This is a genomic window from Novosphingobium sp., from assembly GCF_040079535.1.
In the GTDB taxonomy this organism is placed as follows: Bacteria; Pseudomonadota; Alphaproteobacteria; order Sphingomonadales; family Sphingomonadaceae; genus Novosphingobium.
On sequence record NZ_JBEBKB010000006.1, the window covers coordinates 1 to 12964 of the forward strand.

Below are 12964 nucleotides of genomic sequence, written 5' to 3' on the forward strand. Positions count from 1 at the left end.
CGTCACCAGATCCTGCGGGGTCATGGTCTGCACCCCGGTCTGGGCCGGAAGCGCAGAAGCTGTCAGGACAAAGGCGATTGCGCCAAGCGCGGTGCGGGTTTTGGTCATGGCGCTTTGGTTAGCGCCAGACAGGCTGCGATCCTAGCCCTTCTTGCCAACGATCCGGGCGATTTCGGTGGCAACCAGGCGCTCAACCAGCGGCGGCAGATTGGTATCAAGCCATCTGGCCAGTTCCGGGCGAAGCAGATCGCGAACCATGCCTTCAAGCGAGGTTTCGCCCGAACGGACGATTTGCGGCGCGGCTGGCGGCTGCGCCATCATCGCCAAAGCAGCAAGCGATTCGCTGATCGAGCTGACGGTTTCGCTGCCAACCAGCTGGCCTAGACCGGCCTCTTCCAGATCGGCGTCGCCCAGATCGGCATCACCATCAACTTCCTCGCCCATCTCGGCCAGATCGAGCACTTCCTCGTCCTCAGCGCCGGGTGCTGCGATGCGATCCTCGATCAGTCCGCGTTCTTCGCGTTCGCGCCGCTCAACAGCCGCGCCTTCGCGGTTATCGCGCGCGATCACTTTCTTGATCGAAGCAAGAATTTCCTCAACCGAAGGTTCGCCAACCTGGCGCATCGCCCAAACTCCAAGCACTCAAGTCTGACCAGTCCCGTTGCGGGACAGAATCACTGACCCGTTACTGAACCGTCCTGCGCGCGCGTGTCAACGGTTCGTGTTGATTCGGTGGCTGGATCGGGATCGTTGCTCCAGTCCCAGATCCTTCCGCTCACCCGGCCGGCATTGACTTCGGGATCATAGAGTATCCCGCCATCAAGGCCCAGATCGCGGGCTTCGGCTTTGCCCATTGTGGCCAGCAGATTGAAACCGGCAACATAGGCATTGCGCTTGGCCGTTTCGAGCTGGACCTGCGCCGAAAGCAGTTCCTGCTCGGCGTTGAGGATGTCGAGGATCGTCCGGTTGCCAACGGTATTTTCGGCGCGGACCCCTTCAAGGCCCAGCATCGCGGCATCAACTGCGGACTGCGAAGAGGAAATCAGCGAAAGCGAAGCCTGCCACTGGGCAAAGGCTGATCGAACATTGGCAATCACCCCACGTTCAATCCCGATCACCTGTTCCATCGCGGAATCCTGCCGGGCCTGGGCTGCGCGGCGCTGGGCCGAAGGGGCACCGCCCTGGAACAGCGGAATGGTTGCGCGGACCCCGGCCTGGGTCGAAGTGCCGCTTTGATCGAACGAGGCGGAATTTACCCCGCCCAGCGTGCCGAAGTAATCGGTATAGTCCGCCCCGGCGAACAGGCTGACCCGCGGCATCCGCGATGCTCCGGCCACCCGGACATCGTATCCGGCCGCTTTGGCACGTTGCTGTGCAGCCAGCAGATCGGGGTTGTGATCCAGCGCATAGGCCATCGCCGCTTCGGCATTTTCGGGCAGGCCCAGCAGCGGCGGCGGCGCCTTGAGGTCGGTCGGCTCCTTGCCGACAACCTGAATATAACGTTCGCGCGCGCCGATCAGGTTCGCTTCGGCACTGCGCAGCTGGCCGCGGGCCAGCGCCAGGCGCGAATCCGATTGGGCCACGTCGGTCCGGGTCAGATCGCCAATTTCAAACCGGTCCTTGGTAGCCTGCAGGTTCACATCAAGCCGTTCGACATTGCCGCGGTTCAGCTTGACCACTTCCTGTGCCAGCAGCACATCCATATAGGCGGCCACGACCTGAACAAAGATCTCGCTTTCGGTTCCGCGCAGGTCAGATTGGCCCGCGACAACGCGGGTTTCCGCCGCCCGGACCGAGTTTTTGACCGAACCGCCGGAATAGAGCGGCACGCTGAACGAAACGCCGACATCGAAATTGCGCTCTGGCGAGTTCGGGTTGATGGCGCTGCCGGTCCGGCTGGTGAATTCGGTGTGGCTGATGTTGCCCGATGCGCTGGGCAGCCCCGCTGACCGGGCAAGCGGCACGCCTTCGTCAGTCGCGCGCTGCTGGGCCCGGGCCGATTGCAGCGTGGGATTGGTATTGTAGGCTAGGACCAGCGCCTCACGCAGATCATCGGCAAAGGTGGGGGCGGCTAGCAGCGATGCGCAGCCTGCCAGCAAAAGGAAGCGGCCCCCGCGCGAAACACCTGGCTTTACCATGCCTTAGAAACTCCAGCTTGTAGGTGCGGCAAATTCTTGCAGCACCGGAATACCAATATCGGCAATCGGCAGCAGCGTAACCGCTCCAGCCTGCTTGCGGCCGGTTGCAAGGCTGGTAACCGCGCCGCGGACCAGCCCCGTTACCACCCGGCCACCTTCGCCCAGCAGATCAACCAATCCCGCCGGCAGATGTTCAATTGCACCATCGATCAGGATCAGGCTGTAGCCGGTTCCACCGGGCTTACCGGCTGCTGCATCGGCTGCATCCGAGACTTCGACCGACGCCCCCATCGCCTCGACCAACGCCGCCAGATAGCCGCTGCCGCAGCTGACCACGAGGACCCGATCAGCCGGGGCCAGATCGGCATTTTCCAGGATCATGGCCTGAACCAGCGGCGCGGGCAGGGCATGGCCTTGATCGAGGGAAATCGCCCGGTCAATATAGGCATGGCCCCGCGCCGCCGCGGGCACAAAATTTTCGCGCGCCACAGCGGCAATGGCCGCCAGAACCGGGCTTTGGCTGATTCCACTGACTCTCAATTGGCCGTCGATCATCGCCCGGCGAGCAGCGGAACTGTCAATAGCGGCAGCAACAGTCATGAAATCAGGCCCTTTTCGCGCACTGTATTACACATACAAAACAGCATTACACATACAAAACGGTTAGGCAATCGCCCATCTATAAGCGATTGCTAATGTTGTGCCAAGTATCATAACGCCAGCTTTGACGACATGGCTGTGCAGCGCCTATGGGGGCGCGGCCAGTTGTTCAAGAGGAATTCGGGCGATGACAGACATGGTGACCATCCGCGAGGCAGACCTGATCGAAAGCGTGGCCGATGCGCTGCAATTCATCAGCTACTATCATCCGATGGATTATATCCGCGCGCTGGGGGATGCCTATCAGGCCGAAGCCGGCCCGGCAGCCAAGGATGCGATCGCCCAGATCCTGACCAATAGCCGGATGTGCGCCGAAGGGCATCGCCCGATCTGTCAGGATACCGGCATCGTCAATGTGTTCGTCGAATGGGGCCAGGATTGCCGGCTCGATTCGAAGCAATCGCTGCAGGATGTGGTCGATGAAGGGGTGCGGCGCGCCTACCTCAACCCCGAAAACAAGCTGCGCGCCTCGGTGTTGGCTGATCCTGCCTTCACCCGCCGCAACACCCGCGACAATACCCCGTGTGTGCTGCACGTTACGATGGTTCCGGGCAGCAAGGTTTCGATCGATGTTGCGGCCAAGGGCGGCGGCAGTGAAAACAAATCGAAATTCAAGATGATGAACCCCAGCGACAATATCGTCGACTGGGTGCTGGAAATGCTGCCGCAGATGGGGGCCGGTTGGTGCCCGCCGGGCATGCTGGGAATCGGGATCGGCGGCACCGCCGAACACTGCATGCTGCTGGCCAAGCAGGCACTGATGGAGCCGATCGACATGGCCCAGCTTAAGGCGCGCGGGGCCAATAACGATATCGAAGCGTTGCGGATAGAGATCTTCGACAAGGTCAACGCGCTGGGGATTGGCGCGCAGGGGCTGGGCGGGCTTTCGACCATCCTCGATGTCAAGATCCTCGATGCGCCGTGCCACGCCGCGGGCAAGCCGGTGGCGATGATCCCCAATTGCGCCGCCACCCGCCACGCCCATTTTACGCTTGACGGATCGGGACCAACTTTTCTGGAAACGCCCAGGCTGGATCAGTGGCCCGATGTTCAATGGACGCCAGACAAGGCTGCCATCCGGGTTGATCTTGATGCGCTTACTCCAGAAATTGTGCGCAGCTGGAAACAGGGCGATCGGCTGCTGCTGAATGGCAAGATGCTGACCGGGCGCGATGCCGCGCACAAACGGATCCAGGACATGCTGGCAAAAGGTGAAGCGCTGCCGGTCGATTTCAAGGGCCGGGCGATCTACTATGTCGGGCCGGTCGATCCGGTGCTGGGCGAAGTGGTCGGGCCCGCCGGGCCCACCACTGCCACCCGGATGGACAAGTTCACGGTCATGATGTGCGAGCTTGGCCTGCTGGTGATGATCGGCAAGGCCGAACGCGGCCAAGGCGCCACCGAAGTGATCGCGCAAAGCAAGACCGCCTATCTGATGGCAGTTGGCGGTGCGGCCTATCTGGTTAGCCGGGCGATTCGCGAAGCCAGGGTTGTGGCGTTCGAGGATCTTGGCATGGAAGCGATCTATGAATTCACGGTTGAGGACATGCCGGTGACGGTCGCGGTCGATTCGGAAGGCAACAATGTTCACCAGCTCGCCCCGCTGGTCTGGCGCGAAAAGATCGCCAGGGAGCATTTGCTGGGGTGATCGGCGCTTCGACCAAGGCCAGACTGCGTTCGACCAACCCGCTGGCCATGGCAGTGCCAGTCTGGCTATGGCAGATGCTCTGATGGACGTTCTAGCCCCCCAGCCTACCCGCGTGCCCACACGCAGCGTGCTGCTTTCGATTGTCGGCCTGTGGCTGTGTTATCTGGTCCTGATTACACTGCGATCAGCCTTGATCGATCCGGCCTATTTCGCCGAAATGCTGGGCCTGCGCGCGCTGGTAACCTTGGCCGGGATCGCGGTGACAGCGATGGCCTGGTCAATCCTGCGGCTGTTCGATCACCACCGGGTTGGCGTGCGGATGACAATAGCCGCAGTGGTGATGCTGCCAGCGGCACTGGCGCTGGCCTTGATCAACACGCAGGTTTTTGCCGGGATAGACAAGCGCAACTTTCAGGAACAGCGCAATCCCAAGGATGTGCAGCTGCGCCACGATACGGCCGGAAACGTGCTGGTTGATGTTCCCGATCCGCCCGAATTGACCCCCGAGCAGCTCGCCTCGTTGCAAAAGCAATTTGCCAAGGAAGGCCTGTGGCGCCAGCTGACCGATATCGCGATCGGGCGCTATTTCCTGCTGCTCGCCTGGGCGGCGCTGTATTTTGCGATGGTCAACGCCGAAGCGGCGCGCGCGGCAGAGCGCCGCGAAGGCGAATACAAGCGTGCGGCCAAGGCGGCAGAGCTGCGATCGCTGCGCTATCAGGTGAACCCGCACTTTCTGTTCAACACGCTCAATTCGCTTTCCGCACTGGTGATGACCGGCAAGGCTGAAACGGCAGAGCGGATGATCCAGACATTGTCCTCGTTCTATCGTCGCAGCCTGGCCGAGGACCCCACCGGCGATGTCGCGCTGGAACAGGAAGTGGCCCTGCAGCGCGCCTATCTTGAGATTGAGGCGGTGCGGTTTCCCGAACGGCTTGTAACCCGCTTTGATCTGCCGGCCGAGCTGGCTGAAATCAGCGTGCCCGGAATGATCCTTCAGCCGCTGGTTGAAAACGCGGTGCGCTATGCCGTGGCTTCCACCAGCCGGGCAGTGACAGTGACGATTACCGCGCGCGAGGATTTTGGCCGGCTGGTGATCGAAGTCAGCGATGATGGTCCGGGCCAGGCTGGCGAAAGTGCCGGCGGTTTCGGGATCGGGCTGGCCAATGTCCGTGATCGACTGGCCGCGCGCTATGGCGATGCCGCCAGCCTGACCGCCGGACCAAGGGAAGGCGGGGGTTGGCGTTCGTTGATCCGCTTGCCGCTGGAACGCCATGGCTGAAGCGCCGCTTTCCACCCTGATTGTCGATGATGAGCCGCTGGCGCTTGAGCGGATGGAGCTGATCTGCACCGCGCTCGACAGCCTCACCGTGGTGGGCACTGCCCGCGATGGCAAGACGGCACTGGCCTTGATCGAGGGGCTGGCCCCGGATCTGGTGCTGCTGGATATGACCATGCCCGAACTGGACGGGATTGCGGTGGCGCGCGTACTGCTGCGCAGCGAAAATCCTCCTGCGGTCGTGTTCGTAACCGCGCATGACAATTTTGCGGTTGAGGCTTTTGATCTTGAGGCGGTTGATTACGTTCTCAAACCGGTCACGCCCGATCGGCTTGAACGCGCTGTTGCACGCGCTGCTGCCCGGCGCAGCACCCGTGCACGCGGGGTCCGGGAATGGCTCAGCGAATTTTGGGTGCCCTATCGCTCTGAACTGCTGCGGATCGCCGCAACCGATGTTGACCGGATAGATGCCGAGCGTGATTACGTCCGGCTCCACGTCAGCCAGGGTGACGAAGCCAGCCGCAGCTATCTTTTGCTGCAAACCGTATCGGGGCTTGAAGCCCGGCTGGATCCGGCCCTGTTCATCCGCCTGCATCGCTCAACCATCCTGCGGCGCGATCGGATCACGGGCCTGCGCCATGATGGGCTGGGGGTGTGGTCAGCCGAACTGCAAGACGGCAGCCAGGTGCGGATCGGCCGAACCTATCTTTCACGGGCCAAGGCGATGGCGGGCCGCTGAGCCTATCTGCTTACGCGGAAGCAACACCAGCCCGCTCCCCCTCCCGGCCACGCATAGTTTACCCCAGGAGTGGGTGGCCGGGAGGGGGAGCGGGCCGGTGTTGCCCTGTTGCAGCTTCTAGCCAGGCTGACACGCCTTTCGCGCCCGGCAAACACCCGCTACAGCCAACGGTATGGGTCTGTTTCTGATCTTTCTTCTGGGCATAGCCAATTTTGCCGCGCACCAAGCAGTGCTCGACAGCCGCCATCCGCTGTTGGACCGGGTGCCGTTCTTCTATATGCTGGGCGGGCGGTTCTCGCTTGCGGTGGAATTTGCGATGCTGGTCGGCGCCATGCTGGTGGTCGCCAATGGATCGGCCGGCTGGGTATTCTTCTATGCCCTCTACAGCGGTGTGAACCTGCTTTCCGCCTGGCTGATCCGCAGCGGGCGGGTCTGATGCTTACCCTGTTCCATGTCAGCGATCTTCATTTCGGGTATGAGGACCGGGCAGCGCTCGATTGGTTCATGGCCGAAGCGTGCCGCGAACGTCCGGCGGCGATCCTGTGCACCGGCGATCTCACGATGCGCGGGTCGGCCCGTGAATTTGCGCTGGCGCGCGATTGGCTGGCCGCATTGCCAGCCCCGCTCAGGATGGTCGCGGGCAATCACGATGTGCCCTATTACCACCACATGGTGCGGCGAATGATCCAGCCCTATCAGCGCTTCAACGCATTGGATCAGGCGCTTTGCGCCGCGCCGGTCCCGCTGGATCTAGCCGTAGTGCCGCTGAAAACCATCGCCCGGGCCCAGTTCCGGCTCAACTGGTCAAAGGGCCGCGTCGCCGGCAAGGATCTTGATGCAGCGCTGACCGGACTTGAGCGCCAGCGGGCCAAGCCGCTGCGGCTGGTGATCGGCCATCACCCGCTGGTCGATGCCGATACCCAAGGTTCGGGCTCTACCCAGGGCGGCAGGGGCGCCTTGGCTGCGCTGGCCAAAGCCGGCGCGCAAGCGGTCCTTTCGGGCCATGTCCACGATCCATTCGATCTTGACATCGATGCCGATGGCTTGCCGATCAGGCTGATCGGGGCCGGCACCCTTTCACAGCGCCTGCGCGCCACCCAACCCAGCTTTAACCGGCTTGACTGGGATGGCGAAACGCTTCGGGCAACCCCGCAAACAATGGCCGGATAGCAAAAGGGCGGCCCCGCAGAGCCGCCCTTTCGTATTGGCAAAAGCGAAACGCCTAGCGCTTCGAGAACTGGAAGCTCTTGCGGGCCTTGGCCCGGCCATACTTCTTGCGTTCAACCACGCGGCTATCGCGGGTCAGGAAGCCGGCAGTCTTGACCGTGCCGCGCAGCGCGGGTTCAAACTTGGTCAGCGCCTGGGCGATGCCATGCTTGACCGCACCAGCCTGGCCCGAAAGCCCGCCGCCCTTGACGGTGCAAACCACATCATACTGGCCTGCACGATCGGCAACCTGAAACGGCTGATCGATCACCAGACGCAGCGTCGGCCGCGCGAAATAGACTTCCTGATCGCGGCCGTTGACGGTGACCTTGCCCGAACCGGGCTTGATCCAGACGCGGGCAACGGCATCCTTGCGGCGGCCGGTGGCATAGGCGCGGCCTTGCGCATCGATGATCTGCTCGCGCAGCGGCATCGTCGGAGCGGCCGGGACAACCTCGGTGTGTTCGCCGAGATCGGCGAGATCGGTGACGGTAGTGTCAGACATCATGCACCCACCTTGTTCTTGCGGTTGAGGACAGCAACATCGAGCGGCTGGGGCTGGGTGCCACCATGCGGATGCTCCGTGCCGTTGTAGAGGTGAAGCGCGCGCATCTGTGCACGGCCCAGCGGCCCGCGCGGAACCATGCGTTCGACTGCCTTTTCAAGCACGCGTTCCGGAAAACGACCGTCGAGCACCTTGGCTGCGGTAACTTCCTTGATCCCGCCGGCATAACCGGTGTGCTTGTAATACACTTTGCCATCGCGCTTTTTGCCGGTGAACTTCACCTTGTCGGCATTGATCACCACAACGTGATCACCGCAATCGACGTGCGGGGTAAAGCTCGGCTTGTGCTTGCCGCGCAGATGATTGGCGATGATCACCGCGAGCCGGCCTACCACCAGACCTTCGGCATCGATCAGATGCCATTTCTTTTCCACCTCGGCCGGTTTGATTGACCGGGTGACCTTGCTGAGCGCCTTCATGGGCATGATTCCTTAGGGTCAAATTCCCAGGACCATAGAAAGCCCTGAAGAAAACGAATCCGCACCGAAGCGCGAAGAAGCGGCCCTTTCTGCGAAATGGCGCGCTAAGTCAAGCGTTGCTGCGGGTTTCCAGAGAGGTAAAATAATACCGCCCGGCCAGATGCGCCCGGCTAGGGCCCAGGAAAGGTGATGGTAAAAACCTCGCGCGAGGTTCTGCTGGTTCCGGCCAGGTGCGTTGTTACGATCCGCTCAACGCTTTGCGGCAGGCCGCACGGCAGCAGCGCGGAAACCCGCATTACAACTTCAACCGACCCCTCACTGCCATCGGCCAGGGTAACCTGGCGTGATAGCCGCCGCTCTCCGGGTTGGGCAAAAAACAGATCAGCCGGCCAGGGCGAACCAGGCGTGCTGGTTGCAAGCCTGCCGATCAGCGTGGTGCCTTCATCGCGGCGCTGCGAATCGGCTTCGCGATTGCGCAAAAGATCCCCGCCCAGGCTGACGACATCCTGCCTGGCGTCGCGATCAATCGCCCGCGCAGTCTGATCGTGGATTACCCCGTCGCCGCCAAGCAGGATCGGAAACAACCCGTTATCCAACCGTTTTCGCTCAACCTCAGCCAGTTTGGCAAGGACCGGCGGCACATCCACATCAACCGCGATAAGCACGCCATCAAGCCGAAATCCTTCGCCATCGGGAACAAATTGGACCCGGTAGCTGCGCTTTACAATGATCTGCTTGCCATCGCTTAACAGCCGGAAAATGCTGCGCGAAATCACGAATTCGGTGCTTGGCGGAACAAATCGCCGCGCCGCTGCTGCGCTGGCCGGGTGGCTTGACGACCATTGCGCCGGAACCAGCCCCAGCGCGGCCGCGGTTGCCATGAATGTAGCCGCCAGTTTCACGGTTGCAGCACTGCCTTGCAGCTGACCGCGCCCGACCAAGTCGCAATCTTCAATTCGAACGGCACCCCTGCCTCCTGTTCCTCGTCCGAAATGAACAACCGGCGCTGGTCAGTTCGGATTGTCAGTATTGGCGCAGGGCAAAGGCCTTTCGTCAAGCAATTGTAAGGGTCTTGCCGTAACGCTTTCGGCGGGGTTTGGGCCAATGATTGGTCTATCCAATTGCCAAATCGTGGTTTTTGCTTGCAATGCGGTGTGCACCCCAAATGGTTGCGATCAGCAGCAAAGCCCCTGTCAGTTGATGCAGCGCCGCCAGCCACAGCGCGATCCCGCTCATCACCGCGGCGATTCCCAATATGATCTGGAACCCAAAGGCGCTGTGAATCGCAATCGAAATGCGCCGATCATGCTGGCGCAGGCGGCGCGCCAGGACGATCAGAACCCCCACTGCGATCCACGCCCACCAGCGATGGATGAAGTGGATCAGGAACGGATCTGCCAGCAAGACGTGGCCCAAACCTCGGTCCCAATCGATTCCGCCGGGTACCAGTTTGCCCTGCATCAGCGGCCAGGCATCCCAGTTAAGCCAGCCGCCGCCCGCCACAGGCCCAGCGCGCAGGCCCGCCAGCAGCGCCCCATAGAATAGCTGAACGAACACCGCCGCCAATGCCGCCAGTCCGATCCCGCGGGGCCGGACCGGCTTTTGCCCGCGCGCTACCGCAGCAAGATCAAGCGCGGTCCAGGCCAGCCAGCCCAGCAATCCCAGCGCCAGCATCAAGTGGGTTGCCAGCCAATAGTGGCTGACCTTGACATCGGCGCCGGCGGACAGGCCAGAGCGGACCATCAGCCAGCCAACCACCGCTTGCGCGCCGCCCAATGCCAACAGGCCCAGCAAGCGCGGCTTGAAGCGCGGCGGGATCGCCCCGCGCAGCCAGAACCAGGCCAGCGGCAGAACGAAGGACGTGCCAAGCACCATCCGCACCAGAAACCGGTGAAGCCATTCCCAAAAATAGATCCACTTGTATTCCTCCAGCGTCATGCCGGCCGGGCCGTTCATCTGGGTATATTGGGGGATCAGTTTGTAGGCTTCGAACTCTGCCAGCCAACCGGACTGGTCCAACGGTGGGATCACCCCGGTTACCGGTTTCCAATCGGTGATTGAAAGCCCCGATTCGGTCAGGCGGGTAATCCCGCCAACCACCAGCACCACGATCAGGCAGGATACAACCACCCACAGCCAGCGGGCCAGCAGCAGGGGGCGGTAGGGCGGCGGAGCGAGCGGCGCATGGACCATCAGCGGCCCCTGCTGCCAATCGCGACGAAGCGCAAGTGTCTGTCGGTGAAGGTCCCTTGAAATACGTTACACTATCTCATACATGCAGCTCACGATGCGTCAGGCTCTCGTTTTGATTCGCAACCGGCTGGACCGGGTTGGCGTACTGCTCTCGGGGCTCTGCGCGCTGCATTGCCTGGCGGGCCTGTTGCTGGTGGCGGGTCTGGGACTGGGCGGCGAAGTGCTGCTGGCCCCGGCGATTCACCGGGCTGGACTGGCCCTGGCGATCGCGGTTGGTGCGGTTACGCTGGCGATGGGCGTGATGCGCCATGGCGATCCGGTTCCGCTTCAGGTTGGCGCGGCTGGGCTGGGCCTAATGGGGCTGGCGCTGTTCGTTGGCCACGGCACCGAAGAAGCTGTGCTGACGATAGTTGGTGTGGGCATGGTTGGCTGGGCTCACTTGCGCAACTTGCGCCATTCGTTCTGATCGCTATCTGCGGTCAGCGATGACCGATCTTCTTTCCCTTACCGTCAATGGCGAAACCCGCCGCACTGCACCTGGCAGCGTTGCCGATCTGGTGCGCAGTCTCGATCTCGATCCGGCCAAGGTCGCGGTTGAACGCAACGGCGATATTGTGCCTCGCTCAGCGTTGAATACGGTGATGCTGGGCCACGGCGATGCGCTGGAAATTGTGCATTTCGTTGGCGGCGGGCAGGCTGGCGGCGGGCAAGACGATAGCTGGACGGTTGCCGGCCGCACATTCCGCTCACGCCTGATTGTCGGCACCGGCAAGTACAAGGACTTTGCGCAGAACGCCGCGGCGCTTGAAGCTTCGGGTGCAGAGATTGTGACCGTTGCGGTGCGCCGGGTAAACGTATCGGATCCCAAGGCCCCGATGCTGACGGACTTTATCGATCCCAAGAAAATCACCTACCTGCCCAACACCGCTGGCTGCTTTACCGCAGATGACGCGATCCGCACGCTGCGGCTGGCGCGCGAAGCTGGCGGCTGGGATCTGGTCAAGCTGGAAGTGCTGGGAGAGGCGCGAACGCTTTATCCTGATATGCGTGAAACGCTGAAGGCCTGCGAAGTGCTGGCCGGCGAAGGCTTTTTGCCGATGGTCTATTGCACCGATGATCCGATTGCAGCCAAGCAGCTGGAAAGCGCCGGGGCGGTCGCGGTGATGCCGCTGGGTGCACCAATCGGATCGGGTCTGGGGATCCAGAACCGGGTAACGATCCGCCTGATTGTGGAAGGAGCTTCGGTTCCAGTGCTGGTCGATGCCGGGGTCGGCACTGCCAGCGATGCCGCCGTGGCGATGGAGCTTGGCTGCGACGGGGTGCTGATGAACACCGCGATTGCCGAGGCCAAGGACCCGCTACGCATGGCCCGGGCGATGAAGCTGGCGGTAGAAGCCGGGCGCCACGCCTATCTTTCGGGCCGGATGCAGACTCGCAAATATGCCGATCCGTCGAGCCCGCTGGCGGGGCTGATCTAACCGGGCTTGCGGACGATCACGTTGACCCAGGGCGAGATGCGCCCGTCGTAACCAGCACCCTCGCCTTGGGTAAGTTCAAGCGCTTGCCACTCACCAGCCTCGCGGTAGAATGCCTCGGCTTGCTCGGGTGAGAGATAGTTGAAATAGCGATCGAGGCGATCGCGCCCTTCGACTCCGCCGCTCTTATAAGTTGCCATATGCCAGCCGCCGGGCTTCAGTGCGCGCCAGATTCGGGCCAAAACATCGGCCAGTCCGCTGCGCGGGACATGGAGCAAGGAATAGCTGGCATAGACCGCATCATACGCTTCAATCGCCGCCAAATCGCCAAACCGCATCACTTTGACTGGGCGGCCAAGGCGCTGCGCAGCAAGCGCCGCCATCTGGGCTACGCCATCGGTTGGCTCGACCGAAAAGCCCCTGCTTTCGATGTAGCCCGCATCCCGCCCTGCCCCGCACCCCAACTCGAGAATTGAGGCGCCCGCTGCCAGTAGATCAAGAAAACGCGGAAGATCGCAGTTGATCCCGCTTTGACAGCGGGCATGATAATCCGGCGCTTCATCGGCATAGAATTCGAGAGTGCGAGGATCATGTCCGATCATGGCGCTGGAATCTGCCTGACGCCAGCAAGTGTCAAGCGTACCG

At 62.1% G+C, this 12964-nt stretch carries 15 protein-coding genes; 7 read left to right on the plus strand and 8 right to left on the minus strand.

The features are described from left to right. Positions 1 to 141: 141 nt before the first annotated feature. Genes ABL914_RS03230 through ABL914_RS03240 form a run of 3 tightly spaced genes read right to left on the minus strand, consistent with a single transcriptional unit; the run spans position 142 to position 2738 of the window. Positions 142 to 624, minus strand: a complete 483-nt coding sequence (locus tag ABL914_RS03230) for a DUF2497 domain-containing protein (protein ID WP_391561717.1) — start codon at positions 622 to 624, stop codon at positions 142 to 144. 50 nt (positions 625 to 674) lie between these two features. Continuing rightward, positions 675 to 2138, minus strand: coding sequence for a TolC family outer membrane protein (locus ABL914_RS03235; protein ID WP_391561718.1), 1464 nt, complete (start codon positions 2136 to 2138; stop codon positions 675 to 677). A gap of 3 nt (positions 2139 to 2141) precedes the next feature. Continuing rightward, entirely contained in the window at positions 2142 to 2738 is a 597-nt protein-coding gene (locus tag ABL914_RS03240) for a protein-L-isoaspartate O-methyltransferase (protein WP_391561719.1), read from the minus strand. A 187-nt stretch (positions 2739 to 2925) separates the two neighbouring features. Between ABL914_RS03240 and ABL914_RS03245 the strand changes: the two genes are divergently transcribed. The 5 genes from ABL914_RS03245 to ABL914_RS03265 all read left to right on the plus strand — a co-directional run bounded on the left by ABL914_RS03245 (position 2926) and on the right by ABL914_RS03265 (position 7631). Further along, a complete protein-coding gene (locus ABL914_RS03245; RefSeq protein WP_391561720.1) occupies positions 2926 to 4446 on the plus strand; it encodes a fumarate hydratase in 1521 nt (506 codons plus the stop codon). An 82-nt stretch (positions 4447 to 4528) separates the two neighbouring features. Continuing rightward, positions 4529 to 5725, plus strand: coding sequence for a sensor histidine kinase (locus ABL914_RS03250; RefSeq protein WP_391561721.1), 1197 nt, complete (start codon positions 4529 to 4531; stop codon positions 5723 to 5725). Beyond that, entirely contained in the window at positions 5718 to 6461 is a 744-nt protein-coding gene (locus tag ABL914_RS03255) for a LytR/AlgR family response regulator transcription factor (protein ID WP_391561722.1), read from the plus strand. The genes ABL914_RS03250 and ABL914_RS03255 overlap by 8 nt, the downstream gene beginning before the upstream one ends. A 172-nt stretch (positions 6462 to 6633) precedes the next feature. Next, positions 6634 to 6897 (plus strand): hypothetical protein, encoded by a 264-nt coding sequence (locus ABL914_RS03260; RefSeq protein ID WP_391561723.1) that lies wholly within the window; start codon positions 6634 to 6636, stop codon positions 6895 to 6897. Further along, positions 6897 to 7631: a metallophosphoesterase family protein gene (locus ABL914_RS03265; RefSeq protein WP_391561724.1), complete on the plus strand. Its 735-nt coding sequence runs from the start codon at positions 6897 to 6899 to the stop codon at positions 7629 to 7631. The genes ABL914_RS03260 and ABL914_RS03265 overlap by 1 nt, the downstream gene beginning before the upstream one ends. 52 nt (positions 7632 to 7683) lie before the next feature. Here ABL914_RS03265 and rpsI read toward each other — a convergent pair whose 3' ends face one another. The 4 genes from rpsI to ABL914_RS03285 form a co-directional block, all read right to left on the minus strand. Continuing rightward, positions 7684 to 8172 (minus strand): 30S ribosomal protein S9, encoded by a 489-nt coding sequence (rpsI, locus tag ABL914_RS03270; protein ID WP_391561725.1) that lies wholly within the window; start codon positions 8170 to 8172, stop codon positions 7684 to 7686. After that, a complete protein-coding gene (gene rplM / locus ABL914_RS03275) occupies positions 8172 to 8651 on the minus strand; it encodes a 50S ribosomal protein L13 (RefSeq protein WP_391561726.1) in 480 nt (159 codons plus the stop codon). The genes rpsI and rplM overlap by 1 nt, the downstream gene beginning before the upstream one ends. A gap of 170 nt (positions 8652 to 8821) precedes the next feature. After that, entirely contained in the window at positions 8822 to 9532 is a 711-nt protein-coding gene (locus ABL914_RS03280) for a hypothetical protein (protein ID WP_391561727.1), read from the minus strand. Positions 9533 to 9764: 232 nt separating this feature from the next. Continuing rightward, a complete protein-coding gene (locus tag ABL914_RS03285) occupies positions 9765 to 10844 on the minus strand; it encodes a COX15/CtaA family protein (protein ID WP_391561728.1) in 1080 nt (359 codons plus the stop codon). A gap of 94 nt (positions 10845 to 10938) precedes the next feature. On the opposite strand from ABL914_RS03285, the gene ABL914_RS03290 reads away from it, so the two are divergent. Continuing rightward, positions 10939 to 11310 carry a MerC domain-containing protein gene (locus ABL914_RS03290; protein ID WP_391561729.1) on the plus strand — a complete coding sequence of 124 codons (372 nt, stop codon included), beginning with the start codon at positions 10939 to 10941 and terminating at the stop codon, positions 11308 to 11310. Between the two features lie 19 nt (positions 11311 to 11329). Further along, entirely contained in the window at positions 11330 to 12322 is a 993-nt protein-coding gene (thiS, locus tag ABL914_RS03295) for a sulfur carrier protein ThiS (protein WP_391561730.1), read from the plus strand. Here the strand turns inward: thiS and ABL914_RS03300 are convergent. Beyond that, a complete protein-coding gene (locus ABL914_RS03300; RefSeq protein WP_391561731.1) occupies positions 12319 to 12921 on the minus strand; it encodes a class I SAM-dependent methyltransferase in 603 nt (200 codons plus the stop codon). The two genes, thiS and ABL914_RS03300, sit on opposite strands and share 4 nt — an antisense overlap. Positions 12922 to 12964: the final 43 nt, after the last annotated feature.